The sequence below is a fragment of the Streptomyces sp. NPDC006872 genome (genome assembly GCF_040635845.1).
GTDB lineage: Bacteria > Actinomycetota > Actinomycetes > Streptomycetales > Streptomycetaceae > Streptomyces.
In genome coordinates this window covers 34,442-53,019 of sequence record NZ_JBEYIL010000013.1, presented here as the reverse complement: position 1 = coordinate 53,019, position 18,578 = coordinate 34,442, and the positions used below count along the sequence as shown (strand labels likewise).

At 72.8% G+C, this 18,578-nt stretch carries 17 protein-coding genes; 7 read left to right on the top strand and 10 right to left on the bottom strand.

Features of this window, described 5'->3' with window-relative positions; all coding sequences use genetic code 11:
- Positions 1 to 78: 78 nt before the first annotated feature.
- The gene (locus tag ABZ725_RS33590; RefSeq protein WP_358806262.1) at positions 79 to 1,680 is read right to left on the bottom strand and encodes an MFS transporter; all 1,602 of its coding nucleotides are present in this window, start codon (positions 1,678 to 1,680) and stop codon (positions 79 to 81) included.
- 305 nt (positions 1,681 to 1,985) lie between these two features.
- Here ABZ725_RS33590 and ABZ725_RS33585 point away from each other — a divergent pair, with 305 nt between their 5' ends.
- Both ABZ725_RS33585 and ABZ725_RS33580 read left to right on the top strand, forming a co-directional pair.
- Positions 1,986 to 3,260, top strand: coding sequence for a mannosyltransferase family protein (locus ABZ725_RS33585; RefSeq protein WP_358806261.1), 1,275 nt, complete (start codon positions 1,986 to 1,988; stop codon positions 3,258 to 3,260).
- A 207-nt stretch (positions 3,261 to 3,467) separates the two neighbouring features.
- The gene (locus ABZ725_RS33580) at positions 3,468 to 4,502 is read left to right on the top strand and encodes a phosphatase PAP2 family protein (RefSeq protein WP_358806260.1); all 1,035 of its coding nucleotides are present in this window, start codon (positions 3,468 to 3,470) and stop codon (positions 4,500 to 4,502) included.
- A gap of 131 nt (positions 4,503 to 4,633) precedes the next feature.
- Here the strand turns inward: ABZ725_RS33580 and ABZ725_RS33575 are convergent, their stop codons facing one another.
- The 3 genes from ABZ725_RS33575 to ABZ725_RS33565 form a co-directional block, all read right to left on the bottom strand.
- Positions 4,634 to 4,849, bottom strand: a complete 216-nt coding sequence (locus ABZ725_RS33575; protein WP_351915237.1) for an I78 family peptidase inhibitor — start codon at positions 4,847 to 4,849, stop codon at positions 4,634 to 4,636.
- Between the two features lie 326 nt (positions 4,850 to 5,175).
- A complete protein-coding gene (locus tag ABZ725_RS33570; RefSeq protein ID WP_358806259.1) occupies positions 5,176 to 6,528 on the bottom strand; it encodes an ABC transporter substrate-binding protein in 1,353 nt (450 codons plus the stop codon).
- On the bottom strand, positions 6,497 to 7,078 hold the full coding sequence (locus tag ABZ725_RS33565; protein WP_358806258.1) for a hypothetical protein: 582 nt from the start codon (positions 7,076 to 7,078) through the stop codon (positions 6,497 to 6,499). The genes ABZ725_RS33570 and ABZ725_RS33565 overlap by 32 nt, the downstream gene beginning before the upstream one ends.
- Before the next feature lie 131 nt (positions 7,079 to 7,209).
- On the opposite strand from ABZ725_RS33565, the gene ABZ725_RS33560 reads away from it, so the two are divergent.
- The 3 genes from ABZ725_RS33560 to ABZ725_RS33550 are packed head-to-tail and all read left to right on the top strand — an operon-like array spanning position 7,210 to position 11,107.
- On the top strand, positions 7,210 to 7,707 hold the full coding sequence (locus ABZ725_RS33560; protein WP_358806257.1) for a hypothetical protein: 498 nt from the start codon (positions 7,210 to 7,212) through the stop codon (positions 7,705 to 7,707).
- Positions 7,707 to 10,430 carry an ATP-binding cassette domain-containing protein gene (locus ABZ725_RS33555; RefSeq protein ID WP_358806418.1) on the top strand — a complete coding sequence of 908 codons (2,724 nt, stop codon included), beginning with the start codon at positions 7,707 to 7,709 and terminating at the stop codon, positions 10,428 to 10,430. The genes ABZ725_RS33560 and ABZ725_RS33555 overlap by 1 nt, the downstream gene beginning before the upstream one ends.
- A complete protein-coding gene (locus tag ABZ725_RS33550) occupies positions 10,427 to 11,107 on the top strand; it encodes an ATP-binding cassette domain-containing protein (RefSeq protein WP_358806256.1) in 681 nt (226 codons plus the stop codon). The genes ABZ725_RS33555 and ABZ725_RS33550 overlap by 4 nt, the downstream gene beginning before the upstream one ends.
- A gap of 45 nt (positions 11,108 to 11,152) precedes the next feature.
- Here the strand turns inward: ABZ725_RS33550 and ABZ725_RS33545 are convergent, their stop codons facing one another.
- Positions 11,153 to 11,878 carry a transglycosylase family protein gene (locus ABZ725_RS33545; protein ID WP_358806255.1) on the bottom strand — a complete coding sequence of 242 codons (726 nt, stop codon included), beginning with the start codon at positions 11,876 to 11,878 and terminating at the stop codon, positions 11,153 to 11,155.
- Positions 11,879 to 12,440: 562 nt separating this feature from the next.
- Between ABZ725_RS33545 and ABZ725_RS33540 the strand changes: the two genes are divergently transcribed.
- Positions 12,441 to 13,223 carry a hypothetical protein gene (locus ABZ725_RS33540; protein ID WP_351915247.1) on the top strand — a complete coding sequence of 261 codons (783 nt, stop codon included), beginning with the start codon at positions 12,441 to 12,443 and terminating at the stop codon, positions 13,221 to 13,223.
- 115 nt (positions 13,224 to 13,338) lie between these two features.
- The gene (locus ABZ725_RS33535; protein ID WP_358806254.1) at positions 13,339 to 13,743 is read left to right on the top strand and encodes a hypothetical protein; all 405 of its coding nucleotides are present in this window, start codon (positions 13,339 to 13,341) and stop codon (positions 13,741 to 13,743) included.
- 114 nt (positions 13,744 to 13,857) lie between these two features.
- Here ABZ725_RS33535 and der read toward each other — a convergent pair whose 3' ends face one another.
- The 5 genes from der to aroH all read right to left on the bottom strand — a co-directional run bounded on the left by der (position 13,858) and on the right by aroH (position 18,499).
- Positions 13,858 to 15,342 (bottom strand): ribosome biogenesis GTPase Der, encoded by a 1,485-nt coding sequence (gene der, locus ABZ725_RS33530; protein ID WP_351915251.1) that lies wholly within the window; start codon positions 15,340 to 15,342, stop codon positions 13,858 to 13,860.
- An 87-nt stretch (positions 15,343 to 15,429) separates the two neighbouring features.
- Positions 15,430 to 16,128 carry a lysophospholipid acyltransferase family protein gene (locus ABZ725_RS33525; protein ID WP_351915253.1) on the bottom strand — a complete coding sequence of 233 codons (699 nt, stop codon included), beginning with the start codon at positions 16,126 to 16,128 and terminating at the stop codon, positions 15,430 to 15,432.
- Positions 16,086 to 16,772, bottom strand: coding sequence for a (d)CMP kinase (gene cmk, locus ABZ725_RS33520; protein ID WP_358806253.1), 687 nt, complete (start codon positions 16,770 to 16,772; stop codon positions 16,086 to 16,088). Before cmk ends, ABZ725_RS33525 begins: the two co-directional genes overlap by 43 nt.
- Before the next feature lie 282 nt (positions 16,773 to 17,054).
- Positions 17,055 to 18,140: a prephenate dehydrogenase gene (locus tag ABZ725_RS33515; protein WP_358806252.1), complete on the bottom strand. Its 1,086-nt coding sequence runs from the start codon at positions 18,138 to 18,140 to the stop codon at positions 17,055 to 17,057.
- A complete protein-coding gene (gene aroH / locus ABZ725_RS33510; RefSeq protein WP_358806251.1) occupies positions 18,137 to 18,499 on the bottom strand; it encodes a chorismate mutase in 363 nt (120 codons plus the stop codon). The genes ABZ725_RS33515 and aroH overlap by 4 nt, the downstream gene beginning before the upstream one ends.
- Positions 18,500 to 18,578: the final 79 nt, after the last annotated feature.

Genomic DNA, 18,578 nt, shown 5'->3' with positions numbered 1-18,578 from the left:
CAAGACGCCAACGGCGAACAGGCCCCACGGGATACGCCCACCCATCAAGGAACAGCGAACGGGCGGTGGGTGGGTGACTCATGCGGAGACGCGGGACTTTGCGACCTCCCGGGGCGCGGGGAGTTCCACCTCCGCCGCAGGCGCCTCGCACTGCATGACCCGCGGCAGGCGCACCGCCATCAGTGCCCCGAGCAGCAGCAGCCCCGCGCTCACCAGCAGCGTGACATGCAGCCCGTGCACGAAGCTGTCCCGAGCCGCTCGGCGCAGGGTCGCCCCGGCCGACCCCCCGAGCCGCCCGGCGACCTCGTAGGCCTCGCCCAGCGAATGCCCCGCCGAGGCCGACGCGGCGGCCGGCACCCCGGGCACGGAGTCGAGGCCGGGCGCGTACGCCGCGTTCATCACGCTGCCGAGCAGCGCGATCCCGATCCCCGCGCCCAGCTGGTACGACGTCTCCCCGATCGCCGCCGCGCCGCCCGCCTGCTCCGGCGGAGCCTCGCTCAGCATCGACTCGTAGGCCGCGAACAAGGTCGTCTCCAGGCCGAAGCCCAGCAGGAGGAACCCGAGCAGCAGCAGCCCCGCATTGTCCGAGCCGCCCATCGCGGTCAGGGTCAGCACGGCCAACGCCGTGAGCAGGAATCCCCCGCACACCATCCGCCGCGGGCCGAACTGGCGCAGCAGCCGCGCCCCGGCCAGCCCCGCGGCCATCGCGGCGAAGGTGAGGGGGAGCAGTCGCAGGCCCGTCTCCAGGGGGGACAGACCCAGCACCAGTTGCAGGTACTGCGCCGCGATCAGTTCGAGGCCCACCAGCGCCAGCATCGCCAGCACGATGCACCCCACCGAGGTGCTGAACGCCGGCCGCCCGAACATCCGCAGGTCGACCAGGGGATGGGCGCACCGCCGCTGCCGGCGGACGAACAACGCGATCAGCACCGCGCCCACCGCGAGCGGCGCCACGGTGAACAGTCCCAGCTCCCCGCCGCCCAGCCGCTTCACGCCGAGCACGACACCGAACAGCCCGGCCGCCGCCATCAGCGCGCCGACCACGTCCCAGGGGCCGTCCTTGGCGCCCCGCGACTCGGGCAGCAGCAGTCGTCCGATCGGCAGACTGACCAGCATCAACGGGATGTTGACGAGGAAGACCGAGCCCCACCAGAAGTGCTCCAGGAGGAAGCCGCCGAGCAGCGGACCGACCGCGGCGCCCACCGCGGCCACCGCGCTCCAGATGCCTATCGCCAGCGCCCGTTCGCGCCGGTCCGGGAAGACCTGGCGCAGGATCGACAGCGTGGCCGGCATGATCATCGCGCCGCCCACGCCCAGCAGCGCCCGCGCCAGGATCAGCGTCTGCGCGCTCCCGGCGAACGCCGCCAGTGCGGAGGCGACGCCGAACAGGGCGTATCCGAGCAGCAGGATCCGTCGGCGGCCCACCTTGTCGCCGAGCGTGCCGAACAGGATCAGCAGCGAGGCGCAGACCAGCGGATAGGTGTCGACGATCCAGAGCAGCTCGATCCCGCCGGGCCGCAGGTCCTCGGTGACGGCGGGCACCGCCACGTGCAGCACGGTGGCGTCGACGGCGACCAGCAGCAGGCTGACGCACAGCACCACCAGCACGACCCAGCGGTTGGCACCGGCCCCGGCCGCCCTACGGCGCAGCCCAGCGGCGGCCGTGGTCGTCCCGGACATGTACGTACCTCCCAGGTGATCCCTCGTTCCGGCGGGCTCGCGGGGTGGGGACTCCCCGCGACTCGGCCGGAGAGGAGCGGTGGTCTCCGGCCCGCGCAAACGAACACGAGTGGAACGCAGCGTACGCGAGTTCGCGCCACGGCCAAGTGGCGGACCTCTCACCGTCCACGGGCAACCCATGTGGCGTACGCCACTCCCCACGCCACTCCCCACGCCCCTTGCCGCGCCCCTCGACGCGCCTGTGCGCACCGTCGCGCACGCCCCGGCGGTCCGCGCCGCCGAGCACCCCGTCGATAATCGAGCCCGTGACCGATCTTGAGACGCGTGTGACGCCCCGCGGCGCCGCGGCCCTGCGCCGGGCGGCTCCCGCCCTCCTGGGGTACGCCGCCGTGCGCGCCCTGGGCCTGCTCGCCCTGGCCCTGTGGAGCGCCGCCCGCGACAAGAGCGCGTACACGCTGCTGACCGCCCGCTGGGACGCCCTCTGGTACACGAGGGTCGCCGAGCTGGGCTACGGCTACGAGGTCCGGCTGCCGAACGGCGACGTCCACTCCAATCTGGCCTTCTTCCCGCTGCTGCCCTGGCTGGAACGGCTGCTGCACGCGGTGACCCCGCTGTCGTACGCCGACGCCGGTTTCGTCGTCTCGCTGGTCGCCTCGCTCGCGGCGGCCTGGGGGATCTTCGCGGTCGCCGATCATGTGTACGGGCGTCGGGCCGGGGTGTGCGCGGTGCTGGTGTGGGCCGTCCTGCCCGTCGGGATCGTCCAGTCGATGGCGTACAGCGAGTCGCTCTTCACCGCGCTGGCCGCCTGGTCGCTGTACGCGGTGCTCACCGGCCGGTGGGTGACCGCCGGGGTGCTGGCGTCGTTGTCCGGGCTGACCCGTCCGGTGGGGCTCGCGGTGGTCGCGGCGGTGTGGGCGGCGGGCATCGCGTCCTTCCTTCGTGAGCGGGAGTCGTCCCGGACGGTCTCGTTCGCGGGAACCCGCAGCACAGCGCCCGAGTCCGGCGCGCACGCCCCCGAGCGCGCCCCTCACGCGTCGGCCGGCGCCCCTTCCGGGCGCGGGGGCACGGCCGACGGGCCCCGCCTCGCACCGCGCGCTGTCGCCATGCTCCTCGCGCCCCTCGGCGCCGCCGGATACGTCCTGTGGGTCGGCCGTCGCACCGGCAAGGGGCTCCTCGGCTACCTCGACGTCCAGGCGGGCTGGCGCAACGGCTTCGACGGCGGGTACGCCTTCGCCCGCTTCGTCGCCGACAAGTTCACGTCGTTCCCGTCGGCCCTCGCCGGCCTCGGCCTGATCGTCGGCGTCGCCCTGCTGCTGTGGCTGTACGTCACGTGCGTACGGCAGCGCCAGCCGCTTCCGCTGCTGGTGTACGGGGGCGTGGTCCTCGCGCTCGCGCTGTGCGCGTCGAGCTACTTCGGCTCGAAGCCGCGTCTGCTGCTGCCCGCCTTCCCGCTGCTGCTGCCGCTCGCCCTCGCCCTGGCCCGGCTGCGGACCGTCAGGGCGGCGGCGGTGGTGGCGGGCCTCGCGGCGGCCTCGGCCGTGTACGGGGCGTGGTGGCTGAACGGCTCCGGTCCTCCGTAACGGTGGGTCCGGCTTTTCGGTGCACCTTTTCATAAGTTCCCTAAAAGCATCCCGTGGAATGATCAAAGGAATTGAAGGGAACAGCGTTCGACGATTACTCATTCCGCAGTAATAAATAGCTCCCTGAGAGCAATCCCACATCACATCGTCATCACAAACCGGCGGTATCGGCCGAGTCGCGAGCTCACTCGCTGTAACGTCGTTTAGGTGCGTACCGAACAAAACCTCACCCGTCTGGACCGGGTGTTCGCCAGGCTCGATCGTGAGCCGGAACGACCGGCCCACATCGATGTGCCGAAGATGAGCAGGCACCGGGTCGCCCTGTTGTCCGCGACCCTGGCCTTCTATCTGGCGATCGTGTGGCTCGTGGTGGTCACCTCATGGCTGGTCCGCTTCGACTGGCAGGTCATGTTCTTCCGGCCGTACCAGCAGTGGCCGGAGATCCACGCCTTCCTCGACTACTACGTGGTCCTCGGCCAGCGCGGCCCGACCGCCGTGATGGTCGCCGCCTGGCTCGGCTGGAGATCCTGGCGCCAGCACACGCTTCGCCCGCTGCTCACCCTGGGCGCCTCGCTGCTGCTGCTGAACATCACCGTGGGCGCCGCGAAGCTCGGCATGGGCCGGCTGGGACCGCACTACGCCACCACCATCGGCTCCAACGAGATGGGTCTGGGCGGCGATATATTTCCCAGCGGCCACACCGCCAACGCCGTGGTGACCTGGGGAATCCTGGCGTATCTGGCGTCCACGCCGAGGGCTCGCCGCTGGCTGTCCGCGGTGTCCGCGGTGGTCTCGCTCGGCGTCGGCCTCACCACCGTCTACCTCGGTACGCACTGGCTGAGCGATGTGGTGCTCGGCTGGGCCGCCGGCCTGCTGGTCCTGCTGGCGCTGCCCTGGTGCGAACCGCTGATCGCCCGCGCCGAGGTCTCGATCTTCGCCCTGCGCGACCGCCGGCGCGAGCGCCGCAGCGCCACGTTCCCGGCTCCGGTTCCGGTGGCTCCCGTCGCCGTGTCCCTGCCGCTCAAGCCGCACCCCGTGGCCCAGGACGAGGCCGCCGCGGCCCGCGAGCCGCTCGCCCCGGCGAGGTCCCCGCGCGCACCGGCCTATCTGGCCCCCGGCCCGCACGCGACCCGCTCGGAACGCACCCCGGTCACCCCGACCGGAACCCGCCGCCCACCGCACGCCGACCGCCTCCCCCGCGGTACGCCGGCCTCGGCGACCCGCCCCCTCACAGGCGGCTGACCAGCGCGATCGCCGCCCCGACACGGCGGGACCCCGGTACGCACAACCCGGTCCCGCGCCAGAAGGCCCCGGTTCCCGAAGCTCGGGAACCGGGGCCTTCGCCGTGTCGGCGCGAGCCGCTTGCGAACGGCTCAGCCCTTCCAGGCGCGGGTCACGCGTCCGTCCCTCACCTCGAAGTTCAGCCGCCCGAAGAGGTACTCCATGGTGACGATCGTCCCGGGCGCCAGCGAGCGCACCGTCGACCACCCCCGTTCACGGGCGAGCCGCTCGGCCCGTGCGGCCTCGAGGCCGACGTACCCGTCCGGATTGTCCTGGGGCTCCGCAGGCGGAGTGTGATTCGGTGCCATGCCGCCACGCTAGGCCGCGGGGCGCGCCCCGGGAAGACCGGACCGGGGATACGGATCACTCCGGTCACACTTCTGTCACAGGACCACGACACGCGTTTCGGCCCAACCAGATCACACGTACGAGCGGTTTCGTACGCCTGCCGCGTGCATTCGAACGTAATTCCCGCGCGTCGCGCGGACGCCCCGAATAACCCGCCGAAAAGCGCTCGGACAGCCGTCTCCGCACCCCGTTCCTTTTCGATTCCGGGCGGGATCGCGGGAGCTGACTGCGCATAGGAAATGCACTGCTCCCCCACACATCCTCCGTACCCGGCGGGCCGGGTGTCTCACGGTGTGTACGCCAGTTGCGGGACGTCGAAGCAGGTGTCGGTCATCTCCGACTGGGTGACCCACCCCTTGCCGTCCTGCCAGCGGGCGACCGACAGACACGTCCGGCGGCTCTTCGGCGGTTCGGCGAGCCGCTCGAACCGCACGGGGAGCAGCAGCCCGCCGGCGTCGTACCCCTGGCTGCGGTTCATGAAGGCGTCGACGCACGCGCGCGTGACGCCGTCTCCCCCCGTCGTGTCTCCCCCTGTCCCGCCTTCCCCCGTCCTGCCGCTCTCGGCGCACGACTCGGCCGCCTCCGTGAACCACCTGGCCGCCGCCCACCCCTCCAGCTGCCACTGGGAGTGCGTCTTCAGCCCCTTGGTCGCATCCCGGAACTCCCGTACAGCCGGGTTCGAGGTGTCCTCGTAGTTGCGGCTGGACCCGGTCGCCCACAGGGCGTTACGGCAGCTCGGGGAGTCCTTGTAGTCCTCGGGGACGGTCGAGGTCCAGTTCTGGACGTTCGTCACCTTGGCGGTGACCTTCACGCCGACCTCGTCCATCGCCTCGCACAGCCGGGCGTTTCCGTGTGTGTCGAGGGCGTCCAGGACGAGGTCGGCGCCCTGTTGCCCGAGGTCGGCCGCGGCAGCGCGGAAGTTGGGCAGCGCGAAGTCGACCTGCTCGCTGACGACCTTGTAGCCCTCGGCCTTCAGGCCCCGCTCCACGAGCCTCGCGTAGGCGGCGGACGCGGCCTGGTTGTAGGAGACGACGGCGGCCGTACGCGCGCCGTGCGCACGCTTGAAGTACCGGTAGACCTCGGTGCCGCCGTACAGCTCCCCGTCCCAGCCCGGGCGGCCGTCGCGCGGCGCGAGGCTGCCGTAGACGCCGTACAGGTGCGGCCAGGTGTCGTAGGCGGCGCCGATGGGCTGGCCGCCGATGTCCGGCACCGCCGCGCGGGAGACGCGGGAGGCTCCGGCGTAGTCCAGGGCGGTGGTGGCGACCAGGGCGACGACCCTGTCCTCGTCGAGCAGCCGGTGCACACAGGTGTTGTCACCGACGCCGCTGCCGCCGTCGTCGCACAGCCGTACCTCGACCCGGCGGCCGTCGATGCCCCCGCGCGCGTTGAGACGGTCGAAGTACGCCTGCGCGCCGTCGCGCGGGCCGGTGAAGGCGCTGCCGCCGACCGGGCTGGTGGCGCTGGCGATGATGCCGACGCGGATGGGCGCTGCGCCGCTCTGCCCGGACGTGGCCCGCGAGGACGCGGAGGGGGACTCGAAGTCGCTCTCCGGGAGCCGGCTGCCGCAGGCCGCGCTCAGCAGGAGCAGCAGCGCCGCGGCGGCCGTCTCAGCAGCCCGGGAGCGCCGACGCGGACGCATCGCCGCTCAACTTGACCAGCGCGCACAGCGAGTTGACGGACACCTTCCAGGTGCCGTCCTCCTCGACGGCCGTGCCGGAGGCGCCCGGCAGGGCGGTCGCGCCGTCGAGCGTGAGCGTGTACGTGACGGTCGCCTCGGTCGGCTTGGTGAACTCCACCTTCTCGACCTTCGCCGCCACCTGTCCGCCGCGCTGGTCACCGCTGAAGGCGTCCAGGACCGGGCCCATCAGCTCGCCGTGCTCCAGGACGTCCTGTCTGTCCTCGGCGGAGGTCGCCGGGTCGAAGAACTTCTCCCAGTTCTGCCGGATCTCCCGCTCGGCCGCCGCCGGGTCGGCGGGCGCGTTCGTGGCCGCGGGCGCGCTCGTCGTCGTCCCCGGGGCCGACGCCGAGGGGGTACCGGAAGCGCCGCCGCCGTCGTCGTCGCTGCAGGCCGCGAGGGCCGGGGCGAGCAGGAGGACCAGGGCGGCCGCCAGTGCCGTGCCCCGTCCCGCCGCCCGCGGGCCGCCTCCCGTCGTTGCGTTCCCCCGCCTGAGGTCGCTCCCGAGAACCATCTGGCTCACCACCGGGTGTCGGTCCGGGCCAAGGACGCCCGGTGCTTTCAGGGTCAGCTTCCAGAGGGCATAGTGCAAGCCATTGGCCGGCTTGAGAACGCAGCCAGACACACGACGTGTGGGAGCCGACGATGCCGACGACGCCGACCGTGCGGAGCGCGCCGAGTGCGCGGCTGCGCAACGTCCACCCCGTCCTGTGGGCCGGCTGGGCGGCGCTGGCCGCCGGCGCGGTGCTGTGCGCGGTCGGCTGGTACGGCGTCTCCGGCGAACGGTACGCCGAACGCCAGCTGCCCTATCTGGCCTCCTGCACGATCCCCGGCGCCGCGCTGATCGTCGCCGCGGCCGTCCTCCTCACCTACGGCCGGGGCGCCGTCGCCCACGCGCGCGTGGAGGAGCTGTACGGCCTGTTGGTGGCGGCCGGGCCGGAGGAACCGGACGAGTCCGCGGCACCCGCGCCCGTCGCGGTCAGCGGCGAGCTGCGCATGGTCCCGGGCGGCACCCTGTGGCACCGCGCGGACTGCCCGCTGGTCGCCGGGAAGGCGGAGGCGGTGCCGGTGGACGGCCGACTGCTGGCGACCGGCGACCTCGACCCGTGCCCCATCTGCGAGCCGGACGCGGCGGACTCCTGATGTCCTCGCTCACCTACGACCTCACGCTCGCCGGTCTCTCGGTCGGCAGCGCCGCGGCGCTCACCGGGATCGGTCTGATCGTCACCTACCGGGCGACGGGCGTGCTCAACTTTGCGCACGGGGCGATCGCGATGCTGTGCGCCTACGTGCTGCGGCAGTGCGTGGTGGGGTGGGGGTGGCCGCTGTGGCCGGCGGCGGCGGTCACGCTGCTGGTGTTCGCCCCGGCCGTCGGGGTGCTGCTGGAACGGTTCGTCTTCCGTCCGCTCGCCGTCCTCGGCGACGACCCGGCCCAGACCCTCGTCGCGTCCATCGGGGTGTTCGTGCTGCTGGTGGGCGGGGCGGCGCTGGTGTGGGGGCAGGGGGCGCGGGACGACGTGCCGGAACTGGTGTCGGCGTCGGCGGATCCATGGGGGCAGCTCGCCGTGGTGCTGGCGCTCGCCGTGGGCGTGGCGGCGGTGATCCGCGGGACGCGCTTCGGGCGGGAGCTGCGGGCCGTGGTCGACGACCGGGAGCTGGCCGTGCTCGGCGGGATCGACGCGGACCGGGTGGCCGCGGCGGGCTGGGCGTTCGGATCGTTCACCGCCGGTCTGACGGGCGTGCTGCTGGCGCCGTACGTGCGCCTGGACCCGTACGGGCTGCCGCTGCTGGTGATGGAGGTCGTCGCGGTCGCGGTGGCCGCCAGGATGCGCAGTCTCCCGGTCGCGGTGGTGGTCGCCCTGGGGATCGGCGTCGCGCAGAGCCAGCTGACCCGGCTGCATCCGACGGGGTGGGGCGCGCCGCTGCTGCAGGCGGTCGGCGCGAACCTGTTCGTCCTCGCCCTGCTGGTCGCCGCGCTGGCGCTGCCCGGCATCGGCACGCGCGACGCGCTCCCGCGTCCGGCACGCGCGCGTGTGACGACCCCGCCGGGGGCCTGGATCGTGGCCGTCGTGCTGTTCCTGCTGCCGCTCGGGCTCGCAGGCTCGGACCTGCACACGGCGGTCCAGGTGCCCGCCCTCGGCGTGATCCTGCTGTCCCTGGTGGTCGTCACCGGCCGCGGCGGCCAGATCTCCCTCGGGCAGGCGGCGTACGCGGGTCTGGGCGCCCTGTTCACGGCACTGCTCGCGGCCGGCCGCTTCCCCGGGCTCCCCCGCCTCCCCGAACTGGCGGCGCTGGCCGTGGCGGTCCTGCTGGTGGCCCCGCTGGGCCTGCTGACCGGCTGGCCCGCGATCCGCCGCCACGGACTCGCCCTGGCCCTCGCGACCTTCGCGGTCGGCGTCGGGGTGAGCCGCTTCGTCTTCGCCCAGCCGTACGCCACGTCCGGCCTCTCCCTCGGCCGCCCCGCCGGCTTCGACGGGGACCGCGCGTACTACGTCCTGGAGCTGGCCCTGCTGGCGGCCGCGCTGCTCGCGACCCGAGCACTGCGCCGGGGCCGCACCGGGCGGGCGCTCGCGGCGATGCGCGACCACGAGCCGGGCGCGGCCGCGGCGGGCGTACGCGTCCCGTCCCTGAAGCTCCTGGCCTTCGTCGCGGGGGCCGCCCTGGCCGCGCTGGGCGGCGCCCTGCTCGGCATGGGCCTGCGCGCCTTCGACGCGGGCGCCTACGACCCCGTGCGGGGCCTGCTCTGGTTCGCCGCCGTGATCGTCCTGGGCGCGGACAGCACCCTGGGGGCCCTGGCCGCGGCAGCCCTCCTGGTGGGCCTGGACGCAGGGGCCCGAGGCGGAGTCGCGGCGGCCCTGGTGGGAGTCCTGGCCGTGCTCCTGGGCCGTTTCCCCGACGGACCGCACGGCGCCCTGCGCGCAATCGGCGAGCGGCTGCGGACGGGAGCCCGGCAGCGGAGGGCGACGTTGACACCGCTGGGGGCACGGGTGAGGGAAAGGCTGGGGCGGGACAGGCCGGGGCGGGACAGACCGGGCGCCTCGCACCCACCGCCCACCGCGCCGCCCGCCCCTGACCGCACCCCGCCCCCGCCCCCGCCGCACCGCGCCCCGTCCCCGCCGTACCGCGCTCCGCACCGCGCCTCCTTCTCGTCTCCCCCGCCACCCCGCACTCCCCTCCTCACCGCCCGGCGTCTGCGTGCCCGCTACGGCGGGTTCACCGCGTTGGACGGGGTCGAGTTGAGCGTCGGGGCCGGTCGGGTCGTCGCCGTCGTGGGGCCCAACGGGGCCGGGAAGAGCACGTTGTTCCACTGTCTCGCCGGGACCCTGCGTCCCGCGCGCGGGCAGGTGTTGCTCGACGGGCGGGACATCACCCGGCTCCCCGCGCCCGCCCGCACCCGGCTCGGTGTCGCGCGGACCTTCCAGGAGTTGGCCGTTTTCCCGTCGCTGACGGTGGCCGAGAACGTCCGGGTCGGCGCCGAGCAGGGACGGATCGTCGATCCTGCCGCCGTGGAGCGGGCGTTGGCCCTGTTCGGGCTCGACGGGACGGTCAGGGCGCTGCCCGCCGCCGGGCTGCCCACCGGCACGATGCGCCGGGTCGAGCTCGCCAGGGCGTTCGCGGGCAGCCCGCGGGTGCTGCTGCTCGACGAGCCCGCCGCCGGTCTCGACACCGTCGAGGTGGCCTCGCTCGCCCGGGTGCTGGGCGCGCTGGCCGCCGAGGGCACCGCCCTGCTCGTCGTCGAGCACGACCTGGACCTGGTCGCCGGCCTCGCCGACGTCGTGCACGTCATGGCGGCGGGCCGGATCGTCGCCTCGGGGCCGCCCGACCGCGTCCTCGACGCCCTGGCCGCGCAGGAGGCGAACCCGTGACGCTCGCCCAGCTCTCCCAGCCCACCCCGCACTCCCAGCTCGCCCTGCGGCACGCGCGCGTGCGCTACGGCCCGCTCGAAGCCCTGCACGGCGTCTCCCTCATCGCCCCCGCCCCGGGTCTCACCGTCCTGCTGGGCCGCAACGGCTCGGGCCGTACGACGACGCTGCGGGCGCTTGCCGGGGTCGTGCCCCTGTCCGGGGGTGCGGTGGTCTGGGACGGGACGGACGTGACCGGGATGCCCGCGTTCGAGCGGGCGCGGCACGGACTGCGCCTGGTTCCCGACCGGCGGGCGGTGTTCGGTTCGCTGACCGTGCGGGAGAACCTGGACCTCGCCGGCGCCGACCACACCGTCTACCCCCACCTGGAGACCCTGCTCGCGCGTAGGGCCGGCACCCTCTCCGGCGGTGAGCAGCGCATGGTGGCCCTGTGCCGTGCCCTGTCGACGCACGCGCGTGTGGTCCTCGCCGACGAGCCCACCCAGGGCATGGCCCCGGCGGTCGCGGCCCGTACCTACGAGCTGTTGGCCTCGCTCGACGCGTGCGTGGTGCTGGCCGAGCAGCGGCTGCCGCCCGTGCTGCTCGGCCGGCGGGCCTTCGTGTACGAACTCCGCCGCGGGGCCGTCGCGTTCGCCGGGGAGGCGGGCGAGTGGGCGGCACGGCCGCCCGGAACGCCGTAGTGGCCCCACCCGGCCGGTACTCCGGGTGAGGCCACTGGCGGGTGCTCAGAGCGTCAGGCGCTGACCGGGCACGATCAGGTCGGGGTCGCCCCCGACGACGGCCTTGTTGGCGGCGTAGATCCGCTGCCAGGTCGTCGCGTTCCGGGCCGCGATGGTGCTGAGGGTGTCGCCCTGGACGACGGTGTAGTCGCCTCGGGACGTACCGCGGGAGGTCTGGCTCGTCGAACGCTCCGGCGCCGTCGAGGAACTCGACTTCGAAGAACCGGAGTTCGAGGACTTCGAAGACTTCGAGGAGTTCGACTTGCCCGAGCTCGACTTACTCGACTTGCTCGAGTTCTGCTTGCCCGAATTCGACTTGCTCGAATTCGACCTGGTGGAGGACGAACCGGAGTCCGGCGCGCTGCCGGACGCTCCGGCACGCGCCGAGCAGGTCGGCCACGCACCCCACCCCTGTGCCTTCTGCACCTTGGCGGCGACAGAGATCTGCTGTGCCTTGCTGGCCTTGTCGGCGGTCGAGGCGTAGGCGGTGCCGCCGTACGCACGCCACGTGCCGGCGGAGAACTGCAGCCCGCCGTAGTAGCCGTTGCCGGTGTTGATGTGCCAGTTGCCGCCGCTCTCGCACTGGGCGATGCGGTCCCACACCCCGCTGTCGGCCGCCGCGGCGTTGCCGGTCGCAGACAGCAGTCCGAGGGGGGCGAGGAGTACCGCCCCGGCGAGGACCGCCGTCTTGCGCGAAGCCTTGCGGGTGTAGTTATCGGCACATTCGGACATGTAGATCCCTCTCTACGTACCCGGGCTCCCCCTGGCCGGGCGCGTCGGCCGCGCGGTGACGCGGTCGGCGCGCTCCGCCCCGTCCGCCAGCGATGGTGCTGCGCGGTGCCGACTCTGCGTCTGACGCTTCGTCTGGCTCTGCGCGGCCGGCGGACGTACCCGAGCGGTGCGAGTTGCACACGGCGGAGCAATCTAGGGACCTTGATGACCCGTTATCAACCGACTCCCTGTTGTCCCAGGCCAGTTAGCAGTTACCGTGGGTAGCGGCGAATTCCGGCCACCTACTTCATTCCCTCATTTCATGATTTGTCGACCAGGCCTTCGAACAAACTGTGAGTCAGTTCACCGGGCCAACTGCCGTAACCTCTCCGTTACTTGACATGGAGTGTCCAATTCCGCACGCAGCGTGACGCTGCACGCAGGATGGTTCGATTCCGTCAGCGTTGCAGCGTGACTCCCGCCACAGCTTGCCCGTTGTCTTCTTCATGAGCCGGGGACCTGCCCGGACCACGAGCCGGAGCCACCCGGCCTCGCCCACGCACCGCATCCGAGGGAGCCACCCGTGCCGCGCATGCTCGACGTCAGCGACGAGGTACGCGCCGAGATCGGCGACGAAGAAGCCGACCGGCTACTCGCCGGAGACAACGCCCCGGGCAGTTACGACTGCACGTCCTGCCGCACCCAGGGCGACTCCGAGAACGAGCGCACCAGCACCGTCCTGTTCATCGGGGACGAGACCGCCGTCCTCGCCTTCGCCCACGCCACCTGCCTGCCCTCCCAGGTCGTCCAGGTCACCGAGGAGCAGCTGCAGGGCGCGGTGCGCTCCATCAGCGGCGACACCGTCGACCTGGACCCCGACAAGGTCGTCCCCGAGCAGGCGGTGCTCGGCGTGACCAGCGGACTCGTCCTGATCGCCGGGGAGTTGCACCCGGCCCTGGTGGTCGAGCCGACCGCGCCCATCGTGCGGCCCGGCACCGTCGGCGCCGGCGACGACTTCCTGCCGCTGCTCATCGAGCAGGGCTTCATGCCGCTGAGCGAGCTGACCGAGGTGCCGCCGGTGCAGCACGGCTGGTCCGTGCTGCTGGCGATGGGGCAGCTGCACGCGGTGCTGCAGCCGTCGGCCAACGGCGGCCAGCCGGTCGCCTGGTGGCAGGCGCACCAGCCGCTGCAGGTGACGGAAGGGTGGCGGGCCGCGGCCAACAAGCACCAGCAGGTACTGATGTTCGCGGCCCCGGTCGGGTCGATCGGCCGCCAGCCCCGGGAGGACCTGCTGCGCGACGCGCTGGACAAGGCCGCGGCGAACGGACAGCTGGTCGGAGCGGCGCTTCCCCTCGCCGGGACCTGAGTCCCGCACGGGGGCACGGGGCGGGGACTGCGGTCGCACATGAAACCCAGCCCCGCGCCCCCAAAGGCATGCCGTGCGACCGCATCTCTTGAAGTCCAACCTCGTTTGGACATACGTGCACACCTACGACGTTCCCCGCCGCCCGGTCTTCCCGTCGATCCCGTCCGCGCGACCGGCTCAGGACTCCCAGGGCGGCCCATCGGCCACGCCGATCTACGACGCGCTCTACGCCGAGTACGTCAAGACGTTCCGCTCACTGCCGGGTGACCGCAGCGGCGAGGACGAACTGGGGTTCACCGCCTTCGGGAACATCCCGCACAGCACGGGCACATACGCGGCACCCCGCCCGGGATCGTTCAGCAGCTCGTACAGCGCCTACAGCGCGGGGGCGCAGAGCGCGCGGCACGGGACGGGACAGCAGTCCCAGTGGCAGCGGGTCGGACAGATCGGCCAGCAGCCCACGCCCACCGCGCTGCACCACATCCCGGCGCTCCCGCCGGCCCCCCGCAGGGCCTTCTGACCGGACCAGTCCGAGGACGGCCGGTCCGCACATGGTGGGAGGGCGGTACCCGTGGTCACGGGTACCGCCCTCCCACCATGCGGCCGTCACTTCTGCCTGTTCACTTCTGCCCGGTCACTTCTTCTTGTTGGCGCCGCGCTTCTCGCGCACCCGCACCGAGATGTGGATCGGGGTGCCGTCGAAGCCGAACTCCTCGCGCAGCCGGCGCTCGATGAAGCGCCGGTAGCCCGCCTCGATGAAGCCGGAGGCGAAGAGCACGAACCGCGGCGGCTTGGTGCCGGCCTGGGTGCCGAAGAGGATGCGGGGCTGCTTGCCGCCCCGGACCGGGTGCGGATGGGCCGCGACCAGCTCGCCGAGGAAGGCGTTGAGGCGGCCCGTCGGGACGCGGGTCTCCCAGCCGGCCAGGGCGGTCTCGATCGCCGGGACCAGCTTCTCCATGTGCCGCCCGGTGCGTGCGGAGACGTTCACCCGGGGCGCCCAGGCGACCTGGGCGAACTCGGTCTCGATCTCCCGCTCCAGGTAGTAGCGGCGCTCCTCGTCGAGGGTGTCCCACTTGTTGTAGGCGATGACGAGCGCACGGCCCGCGTCGACGGCCATGGTGACGATGCGCTGGTCCTGGACCGAGATGGACTCGGAGGCGTCGATCAGGATGACCGCCACCTCGGCCTTCTCGACGGCCGCGGCGGTGCGCAGCGAGGCGTAGTAGTCGGCGCCCTGCTGGAGGTGGACGCGCTTGCGGATGCCCGCCGTGTCGACGAACTTCCAGGTCACGCCGCCGAGTTCGATCAGCTCGTCGACCGGGTCGCGGGTGGTGCCCGCGACCTCGTTGACGACGACCCGCTCCTCGTTCGCCACCTTGTTCAGCAGCGAGGACTTGCCGACGTTCGGGCGGCCGATGAGCGCGATGCGGCGCGGCCCGCCGACGGCGGTGCCGAAGCTCTGCTCGGGGGCCTCCGGCAGCGCCTCCAGGACGGCGTCCAGCATGTCGCCGGTGCCGCGGCCGTGCAGCGCGGAGATGGGGTGCGGCTCGCCGAGGCCCAGGGACCACAGGTAGGCCGCGTCGGCCTCGCCGCTCGGGCCGTCGACCTTGTTGGCAGCGAGCACGACGGGCTTGCCGGCCTTGCGCAGCAGCCGGACGACCGCCTCGTCGGTGTCGGTCGCGCCGACCTTGGCGTCGACGACGAAGACGACGGCGTCGGCCGCCTCGATCGCGTACTCGGCCTGCGCGGCCACGGAGGCGTCGATGCCGAGGACGTCCTGCTCCCAGCCGCCGGTGTCGACGACCTTGAAGCGGCGGCCCGCCCACTCGGCCTCGTAGGTCACGCGGTCGCGGGTGACGCCCGGCTTGTCCTCGACGACGGCCTCGCGGCGGCCGATGATCCGGTTCACCAGGGTCGACTTGCCGACGTTCGGGCGGCCGATGACGGCGAGCACGGGCAGCGGGCCGTGACCGGCCTCCTCGATGGCGCCCTCGACGTCCTCGATGTCGAAGCCCTCGACGGCGGCGAGCTCCATGAACTCCGCGTACTCGGTGTCACCGAGCGCCCCGTGATCGTGCTCGAAGCCGTCCGAGCCGTCGGGCTGGGTGTGGTCGTTCATGAAGTCCGTACCTCGTCGTTCATTCGTGGTGATCGGTGGAGCAGCCGTTTTGTTCGGGTTGATCCACTACTCGGTATTCAGTGTCGCTCAGCGCCCGGTCAGGCGCCTGGCGTTTTCCAGGTGGGCGGCCAGCTGTTTCTGGATGCGTTCGGTCGCCTCGTCCAGCGCCTTGCGGGTGCGCCGTCCGCTGCCGTCGCCCGCGTCGAACGGCTCGCCGAAGACGACGTCGACGCGCGAGCGCAGCGGAGGCAGCGCCTTGATCAACCGTCCGCGCCGCTCGGTGCTTCCCAGCACGGCGACGGGCACGATCGGCGCCCCGCTGCGCACCGCGAAGTAGGCGAGCCCCGCGCGCAGGGCGGCGAAGTCGCCGTCGCCCCGGGTGCCCTCGGGGAAGATCCCTAGCACCCCGCCGTTCTCCAGGACGCCCAGCGCCCGGGTGATGGCCGTGCGGTCGGTGGTGTCCCGGTCGACCTTGATCTGGCCCGTGTGGGTCATGAACGAGCCGATCGGGCCGATGAAGGCCTCTTTCTTGACCAGGAAGTGCGAAGCGCGGGGCGCCACGCCGATGACCATCGGGCCGTCGATGTTGTGGGAGTGGTTGACGGCGAAGATCAGCGGGCCGCTCGCGGGCACCTTCCAGGCGCCCAGCACACGCGGCCGCCACAGCCCGTACATCAGGCCGACGCCGATGCGCCGCCCGATCTCGGCGCCTCTCTGCGTGGGCAGGGAAACGGAATCAGTACTCACTTCGCGGCCCGCTTCTCCTCGACGAGGGTGACGACGCACTCGATGACCTGGGCCAGCGTGAGCTCGGTGGTGTCCACCTCGACGGCGTCGTCCGCCTTGGCGAGCGGGGAGGTCTTGCGGGAGGAGTCGGCGGCGTCCCGCTTGATCAGCGCCTCGCGGGTGCTGTGCACGTCGGCGCCCTTCAGCTCACCGCTGCGGCGGGCGGCGCGGGCCTCCGGGGAGGCGGTGAGGAAGATCTTCAGGTCGGCGTCCGGCAGCACGGTCGTGCCGATGTCACGGCCCTCGACGACGATCCCCCGCTCGGCGGAGGCGGCCAGCGAGCGCTGCAGCTCGGTGATCCGGGCCCGCACCTCCGGTACCGCGCTCACCGCGCTGACCTTGGAGGTGACGTCCTGGGTGCGGATCGGACCGGCCACGTCGACGCCGTCGACCGTGATCGTCGGGGCGGCCGGGTCGGTGCCGGAGAGGATCTCGGGCTTGCCGACTACGGCGGCGATCGCCGAGGGGTCCTCGATGTCGATCCCGTTGCTCACCATCCACCAGGTGATCGCCCGGTACTGGGCGCCGGTGTCCAGGTAGCTCAGCCCGAGCCGGCCGGCCACGGCCTTGGACGTGCTCGACTTGCCCGTGCCGGAGGGACCGTCGATGGCGACAATCACGGGCTGGGCGGCGCCGTTTTCCACGGGGGGACACCTTCCTGGTGCGAGGCGGTGGATGTGCGGGGCCGCGATGGTGCCCCACACAAGGTTACCGGCCACGGCTCACCCTTTCGGCCGAGGTCCGCACCACCCAGCCCGCACGAGGCTTCTCGGCCACGGTCCGCACCACCTAGCCCGCGCGAGGCTTCTCGGCCGAGGTCCGCACCACCCAGCCCGTCCGGCGTTTGAGGACGAGGCCCGTTCAGGGCCGAAGCGGGGGCCCGGGGGCAGCAGCCCCCAGCAACGCCCGCACCGACGCCGGGTGCCCTACTGCCGCAGCGCCCACCCTCGCTCATGCAACGCCGAGGACAACAGAACCGCGGACTTCGGCTCGACCATCAACTGCACCAGCCCCGCCTGCTGCCCCGTCGCATGCTCGATCCGCACATCCTCGATGTTGACGCCCGCCATCCCCGCGTCGGCGAAGATACGGGCCAGCTGCCCCGGCTGGTCGTCGATCAGCACGGCGACGACCTCGTATACCCGCGGAGCGGCCCCGTGCTTGCCCGGGACGCGGACCTGGCCCGCGTTGCCGCGGCGCAGGACGTCCTGGATGCCGCCGACGCCCTCGCGGCGCTTGGCGTCGTCGGAGGACTGCAGGGCGCGCAGGGCCCGGACCGTCTCCTCCAGGTCGGCGGCGACGTCGGTGAGCAGGTCGGCGACCGGCCCCGGGTTCGCGGACAGGATGTCGATCCACATCCCGGGCTCGGAGGCGGCGATCCGGGTGACGTCCCGGATGCCCTGTCCGCACAGCCGTACGGCGGCCTCCTCGGCGTTCTCCAGGCGCGCCGCGACCATGCTGGAGACCAGGTGGGGCATGTGGGAGACCAGCGCCACCGCACGGTCGTGGGCGTCCGCGTCCATGACCACCGGGACGGCCCGGCAGTGCGAGACCAGTTCCAGGGCGAGGTTCAGGACCTCGGTGTCGGTGTCCCGGGTCGGCGTCAGCACCCAGGGCCGGCCCTCGAAGAGGTCTCCGGTCGCGGCCAGCGGCCCGGACTTCTCGCGCCCCGACATGGGATGGCTGCCGATGTACGCCGACAGGTCGAGGCCGAGCGCCTCCAGCTCGCGGCGCGGCCCGCCCTTCACGCTCGCCACGTCGAGGTAGCCGCGGGCCACCCCCCGGCGCATCGCGTCGGCGAGCACCCCGGCCACGTGGGCGGGCGGGGCGGCGACGATCGCGAGGTCGACCGGGCCGTCGGGCTCGTCGTCGGTGCCGGCGCCGAGCGCGGCCGCCGTACGGGCCTGCTCGGGGTCGTGGTCGACGAGGTGGACGACGACGCCCCGCTGGGCGAGGGCGAGGGCGGCGGAGGTGCCGATCAGCCCGGTTCCGATGACGAGCGCGGTCCTCACTGGGCGATGTCCTTGCGCAGGGCGGCCGCGGCGCCGAGGTAGACATGGCTGATCTCGGCGCGCGGCCGGTCGGACTCGATGTGCGCGAGGATGCGCACGACCCTCGGCATGGCGCCCTCGATCTCGAGTTCCTGCGCGCAGATCAGCGGCACGTCGACGATGCCGAGCCCCCGGGCCGCGGCGGCCGGGAAGTCGCTGTGCAGGTCGGGCGTGGCCGTGAACCAGATGCTGATCAGGTCGTCGACGCTGAGCGCGTTCCGCTCCAGGACGGCGGTGAGCAGGGCCCCGACCTGCTCGTCCATGTGGCCGGCCTCGTCCCGCTCGAGTTGGACGGCTCCCCGGACCGCTCGTACCGCCACGGCGCTGCTCCTCGCTGAAGTACTGGTGTGCTGGTCTGCTGATGTGCCGAAGTACGGCTCCCGGCGCATCCAGCCTAGT

Excerpts from the sequence above, each read along its gene's own strand:
- ABZ725_RS33590 (WP_358806262.1), bottom strand. The coding sequence starts at position 1,680 with ATGTCCGGGACGACCACGGCCGCCGCTGGGCTGCGCCGTAGGGCGGCC.
- ABZ725_RS33575 (WP_351915237.1), bottom strand. The coding sequence starts at position 4,849 with ATGGCACCGAATCACACTCCGCCTGCGGAGCCCCAGGACAATCCGGAC.
- ABZ725_RS33570 (WP_358806259.1), bottom strand. The coding sequence starts at position 6,528 with ATGCGTCCGCGTCGGCGCTCCCGGGCTGCTGAGACGGCCGCCGCGGCG.
- ABZ725_RS33565 (WP_358806258.1), bottom strand. The coding sequence starts at position 7,078 with ATGGTTCTCGGGAGCGACCTCAGGCGGGGGAACGCAACGACGGGAGGC.
- ABZ725_RS33560 (WP_358806257.1), top strand. The coding sequence starts at position 7,210 with ATGCCGACGACGCCGACCGTGCGGAGCGCGCCGAGTGCGCGGCTGCGC.
- ABZ725_RS33555 (WP_358806418.1), top strand. The coding sequence starts at position 7,707 with ATGTCCTCGCTCACCTACGACCTCACGCTCGCCGGTCTCTCGGTCGGC.
- ABZ725_RS33545 (WP_358806255.1), bottom strand. The coding sequence starts at position 11,878 with ATGTCCGAATGTGCCGATAACTACACCCGCAAGGCTTCGCGCAAGACG.
- der (WP_351915251.1), bottom strand. The coding sequence starts at position 15,342 with ATGAACGACCACACCCAGCCCGACGGCTCGGACGGCTTCGAGCACGAT.